The organism is Glaciimonas sp. GG7 (genome assembly GCF_052976905.1).
The window spans coordinates 1-5,733 of record NZ_JBRIIQ010000162.1 but is presented as its reverse complement, the minus strand read 5'-3'; the positions used below and the strand labels follow the sequence as shown (position 1 = coordinate 5,733).

Below are 5,733 nucleotides of genomic sequence, written 5' to 3'. Positions count from 1 at the left end.
CGAAGCAAGAAAAAGTGACCGGCTGCCGGGCCGCCCCCGGCAAGCATCAACGGAGCAGAAAATTTTTTAATTAACGACAGACCGAACCGAATTAAAAGAAACACCACGCAACACATAAAAACGATATTGATTCCCAAACAGGAGACCAGCATGACAATACGAAAACTACTCAAACCAACCGCACTGTTACTACTAGCAGCCCTATCATCACACCAGGCCATCGCCGCCGACCCAATCAAAATCGGCGCTATCAACCCCTTCAGCGGCCCCCTCGCCATGTACGGCGTAGAAGTCACAAGAGGCTTCGAACTAGCAGTAGACCAAGCCAACGCAACCGGCGGCGTACTAGGCCGCAAAATCGAAATCGTCCGCGGCGACGCAGCCAACCCTCAACAAGGCATCGCCAGCGTCGAACAACTCATCTCAAAAGATAAAGTAGATCTATTTGCCGGCTCCTACACCAGCGCCGTCTCCAACGCCGCCAGCGACGCAGCAGCCCGCTATAACAAACTGTTCTGGGAAACCGGTGCACTCGCCCAAAGCCTGACAGAACGCGGCTTAACTAACTACATACGGGTGAGTCCGAACGGCGGCGACTTCGCCCTCCTATCGGTCAACACAGTGCGCGATCTGGTCGCACCGGCCATGAAAAAAGATTTTAAAGACGTCAAAGTCTGGCTCGAACATGAAGACTCCATCTACGGCACCTCCATCGCTCAGGCACAAAAACGCATGCTCGAAGCACTCGGCGCAAAAGTCGTCGGCGTTGGTAGCCACTCAGTACGCACCATCGACTTGAACGACACCGTATTACGCGCAAAACAAGCCAACCCCGATGTCTTGATCCAGACCGGCTACGTCCCGGATGGCAACCTGTTGCTACGCACGGCACGCGATCAAGGTTTCAAACCTGGTGCCATCGTATTGGTAGGCGTCGGCGACACCCCGGAGACCTTGCAATCGTTAGGTGCGGCATCGATGGAGGGCGTGTTGGTGGTGTCTTTTCCTCGCACCGATATCTCTTCGAAATTCGGCCCCGGTGCGAAAGATTTCCTCGCCGCTTACCGCGCCAAATATAAGGCCGATCCGATTGCGCCGCAAAGCATGGCTGCGTTTGTCGGCATACAGGTTTTGTTGGATGCGATTCGGACGGCGGGTAGTCTGGACGTCGATAAAATCCGCGCCGCTGCTTTGGCGATGGATAAACCAGCGGGTAGTTATGCGACCGGCTATGGCGTTAAATTCGATAAAAATCTTCAGAATCAGCGTGCTTTTCCGGTTACTGCGCAGTGGCAGAACGGACAGATGGTGACCGTGTTTCCTGCAATTGCGATGCCAGTGGGGGCGACACTTAAACCTCTGGCGCGGAATTAATAACCGCAAATGTAGGACGTATTGACATTTAAATTTAAGTAACTCCGTTCGTACTGAGTAGCCCTTTAGGGCGTATCGAAGTAGTTGCATGCGTCGGTGCTTCTTCGATACGGCACTTTGTGCCTACTCAGTCCGAACGGTTCAGTGATGGGAAAGCAGGCAATGGAACAAATGTTAAATGTGCTGGTATTTGGTATTTTGCTAGGCGGTATTTACGGCTTGGTGAGTATCGGATTGAACTTGATTTTTGGCGTTGTGCGCATCGTCAATTTTGCACAGGGCGAGTTGGTGATGTTGGGGATGTATGGCAGTTATTACGCCTACACCCATTTTGGTTTGAATCCGTATTTGTCGGCTCTGATCGTCGCGCCTGTAGTTGGCCTGCTGGGCATGGCAATTCAGCGGTTGGTGATTCAGCCTTTGCATAACGAGCCGAATATGCAGATTTTTGCCACCTTCGGTCTGCTGATGATGTTTCAAAACATCATGCTGGCGGTCTCGCGCGGTGAAGCGTCGAGCATCGGCGGGCAGGTCGGTGCGGCGGTGCTGGATGTCGGCAATATGAAAATCAGCGTGGTGCGTCTGGTGACTTTTATGGCGACGACGGTGATTACGATAGGTTTGCATTTCTTTCTCTCACGCACCTTGGCGGGTAAGGCGATCCGTGCGGTGACGCAGGATAAACGGGCGGCACGTGTGATGGGGATTAATGTCGAGCGGACTTTTTTGCTCACCTTTGGTCTGGGTGCTGGCTTAGCTGGTCTGGCAGGAGTGCTGCTGACACCCATTTATTCGATCACGCCGACGGTGGGCAGCAACTTTATTCTGGCCGCCTTTGCCGTCGTGGTACTGGGTGGACTGGGGAGTGTCTGGGGCGCGTATATCGGTGGCCTGATTGTGGGTGTGGTCGAAGCGTTTGCCGGGTATTACATCGATCCGTCGTTGAAGAGCGCGATCTGGTTCATTATTTTTCTTGTAGTGTTGATCTTGCGTCCATCGGGCCTGTTCGGTCAGGTCGGCGCGGAAGAGGTGGGATTCCGTGAACAACAGTAAAACCAATATGCTCGGTGAGTTGATCACTGCAACAGCGGCAATACCGCCAGTACCCGCGCGCGATTTCGGCATCCCCACACGGCGTCAGGTCTGGCTGAAATATCTGGGCGGTATGGCGCTGGCGTTATTGCCTTTTGTGCTGCTGGTACATGACACGTACTGGCTCAATATCATCGCCTTTACTTATCTGATGGGTGGATTGGCGGCGGCGTGGAACATCATCGGCGGTTTTGCCGGACAGTTCTCGCTCGGTCACGGGGTATTTTTTGGGATTGGGGCTTATGTCACTGCGCGCTTTTATACGCTGTTCGACATCTCGCCGTGGTTGACGATGATCCCGGCGGCGCTGTTTGCGGCCTTGATTGCGGTGTTGATTTCGTGGCCGACGTTTCGTCTGCGTGGACCATTTTTTGCGATTGCGACGATGGCGTTTAATGAAGTCGCGTTTGTGATCGCCAACCATTTCGATGCACTGACCAATGGGCCGAGCGGGATTTTGATTCCGTTTAAGCCCGGCTTTGCCAACATGATTTTTACGGAGCGGTGGCAATACTGCTTGTTGATGTTTGTCTTTGCTGCATTGGTGATTGCTGTCACCGTGGTGTTGCGTCGCAGTCGGCTTGGCTACTATCTGCTGGCGGTGCGCGAGGATGAGGATGCTGCACGCGCCGCTGGCATCAATGTACTTGGCGTGAAGCTGCAAGGGATGGCCTTGAGCGCTGCGCTGACTTCGATCGGCGGTGCTTTGTTTGCGATGTATTTGCGTTATGTCGATCCGCCAACGTTGTTCACGCTCACTGATGTGGGGGTCAAATTTGCGTTGCTGGCCTTGATAGGCGGTATCGGTACGATTGCCGGTCCATTGCTGGGCGCGGCATTAATTATTCCGTTTGAGAATTTTTTACGCGCGGAACTGGCGGGTGCGTTGCCGGGCCTCAGTCTGGCGATTCTGGGTTTTCTGATGGTGTTGGCGGCCTTGTTTATGAAGCGCGGTCTGGTCGGTGCATTGACCGATCTTTGGCGCAAGATCGATACCATCCGGAGGGCGCGCAAATGATCCACACATCTCAAGAAGAGCTGCTGGCTGTCGCGGGCGTGAGTAAGCAGTTTTTGGGTTTGCGCGCCGTTGATAACGTCACGCTATCGGTCAAAAAAGGTGAAATCATCAGCATCATCGGCCCCAACGGTGCTGGCAAGACGACCTTTTTTAATTTGCTGTCCGGTCAGCTCTCGCCCACCGAAGGCGAAGTGCGTTTACATGGCCGACCGATCAACCGTCTGGCACCACATGCACGAGCGCGATTGGGCATAGGCCGCACCTTTCAGATTGCCAAGCCGTTGATCGGTTTGAGTGCGCTGGAGAACGTGATGATCGGTGCGTTTATGCGGCATATCCGGCTCACTACGGCGCGCGATAAGGCGATGGCGGTATTGGAAAAAGTCGGCCTGGCGCGTCATGCATTGCAACGTGCCGGTGACTTGACGCTGAGTCAGCGGCGACGGCTGGAAGTGGCACGTGCGCTGGCGCTGGAGCCTTCGATTGTGTTGCTCGATGAAGTCATGGCGGGTTTGAATCAGACCGAAATCGCACAGGTCATTACCTTGTTGCAAGGCTTGCATGCGGAGGGAATGACGTTTTTGATTATTGAACATAACCTGAAAGTGGTGCGGGCGTTCTCAGACCGCGTGGTGGTGTTGGATCGTGGGCGTTTGATTGCTGAAGGCAGCGCTGAAGATATTCTCAGCTCACCAATTGTGATCAAAGCTTATCTGGGGGATCAAAAATGACGGATGCACTATTAGAAGTGGAGATGTTGTGTTCGGGGTATTCCGAGCTGACGGTGTTGCATGACATGACGCTGTCGGTCGGGCGGGGTGAAATTGTGTCTGTCGTTGGTGCTAACGGTGCTGGTAAAACGACTTTGCTGTTGACGGTCAGCGGCCATTTAAAAGCGCACTCCGGGCGGGTGATGTTTGATGGGCAGGATATTAGTCGTTTGCCGGCCCATGATGCGGCCGCGCGTGGGTTGGTGATGGTGCCTGAAGGGGGGCGGTTGTTTCCTTTTATGACGGTGCTGGAGAATTTGCAATTGGGTGCTTATCATGCTCAGGCGCGGGAGCGGATGGCGGAGTCGTTGGATGAGGTGATGGGGGTGTTTCCGTTGCTGGCTGAACGGCGCGGTCAGCTTGCCGGGCGGCTCTCAGGTGGCGAGCGTCAGATGTGTGCTGTGGGGCGGGCGATGATGGGGTTGCCTAAGTTGTTGATGTTGGATGAGCCGTCACTTGGACTTGCGCCGATTATGGTCGATAAGGTGTTTGAGATTGTGCGTCAACTGGTTGAGACTAAGGGGATTTCGGTGTTATTGGTTGAGCAGAATGTGGGGAATGCGCTGAGGCTTTGCCAGCGGGGGTGCATTATTGAGCATGGGAGGATTTTGAAAATGGCTAGTGGGGAGGAGTTGTTGGGGATCCTGATGTGCAGCGGTCTTATATGGGGTTGTGAGGCGGGGAATGTTTGTTGATGGATTTCGTTTGGTGGTAATTGAAACGGTATTTGCTCCGTTGATGCTTGCCGGGGCGGCCCGGCAGCCGGTCACTTTCTCTTGCTTCGCCAAAAGAAAGTAACCAAAGAAAAGGCGACCGCAGATGCCGCTGCCCCTGCGGGGTCCCCAAATTTTCCTGCCGCCAGCCGGGTCTGATGACTAACTCGCTGCGCTCAAACATGTCATCAGCCTGATCCGTCTGGCGGCTGGAAAATTTGGCAGCGTCATATGAAGGGGTACGTCAACAGCCAATTCAAAAGCAACGGCAACTGTGGCTGCGCCTGCAAGGTCAAGAGCAACTTCAAAAACAACTTCCCTGACTTCGCTACCGATTACTGTGTTGCCGAGCATTCATTGTTTTGAGAACCAAAAAACCGTGTAAAAACTGTAATCTCAAAAAACTGCTATTTACCGGTTGACCTCTGTTTTCAGCGCGGGTATTTTGTCAACCGTTCCTCTTATAGGAATACAGGTTTGAACACCTGTTGCAAAAACCCCTGGACCGTGCAATGCGGCCCAGAGTTCCTAAGTTCGTCCCTCTATGGGCGACAGTGGCGGTGAAGCCCTTGTGGCTTACTGGTTTTGGTTTTTGCCCAGTTGTTCAACTCCGTCATTTGTCGCCCACCCCCGTTTACAAACGGGAAGTTCAACAGAGCTAAAGGGTCGAATAATGCCCAATACCACCAATGCTAAACATCAAAAACTCAACGATGCCATTGACATCGAGCAATCTCTTTACCTGCATGACTTTGCCACCCGCTGC

Annotated in this window: 5 protein-coding genes; all 5 read left to right on the top strand. The window is 53.5% G+C overall.

Going from position 1 to position 5,733, the window contains the following annotated elements; all coding sequences use genetic code 11:
• Positions 1-150: 150 nt before the first annotated feature.
• The 5 genes from ACVBEF_RS20360 (at position 151) to ACVBEF_RS20340 (ending at position 4,949) form a co-directional block, all read left to right on the top strand.
• Entirely contained in the window at positions 151-1,374 is a 1,224-nt protein-coding gene (locus ACVBEF_RS20360; RefSeq protein WP_447125738.1) for an ABC transporter substrate-binding protein, read from the top strand.
• Between the two features lie 162 nt (positions 1,375-1,536).
• Positions 1,537-2,427, top strand: coding sequence for a branched-chain amino acid ABC transporter permease (locus ACVBEF_RS20355; RefSeq protein ID WP_447125737.1), 891 nt, complete (start codon positions 1,537-1,539; stop codon positions 2,425-2,427).
• Positions 2,414-3,484 carry a branched-chain amino acid ABC transporter permease gene (locus ACVBEF_RS20350; protein ID WP_447125736.1) on the top strand — a complete coding sequence of 357 codons (1,071 nt, stop codon included), beginning with the start codon at positions 2,414-2,416 and terminating at the stop codon, positions 3,482-3,484. Before ACVBEF_RS20355 ends, ACVBEF_RS20350 begins: the two co-directional genes overlap by 14 nt.
• On the top strand, positions 3,481-4,215 hold the full coding sequence (locus tag ACVBEF_RS20345; protein ID WP_447125735.1) for an ABC transporter ATP-binding protein: 735 nt from the start codon (positions 3,481-3,483) through the stop codon (positions 4,213-4,215). The genes ACVBEF_RS20350 and ACVBEF_RS20345 overlap by 4 nt, the downstream gene beginning before the upstream one ends.
• Entirely contained in the window at positions 4,212-4,949 is a 738-nt protein-coding gene (locus ACVBEF_RS20340) for an ABC transporter ATP-binding protein (RefSeq protein WP_447125734.1), read from the top strand. The genes ACVBEF_RS20345 and ACVBEF_RS20340 overlap by 4 nt, the downstream gene beginning before the upstream one ends.
• The last annotated feature ends 784 nt before the right edge of the window (positions 4,950-5,733 follow it).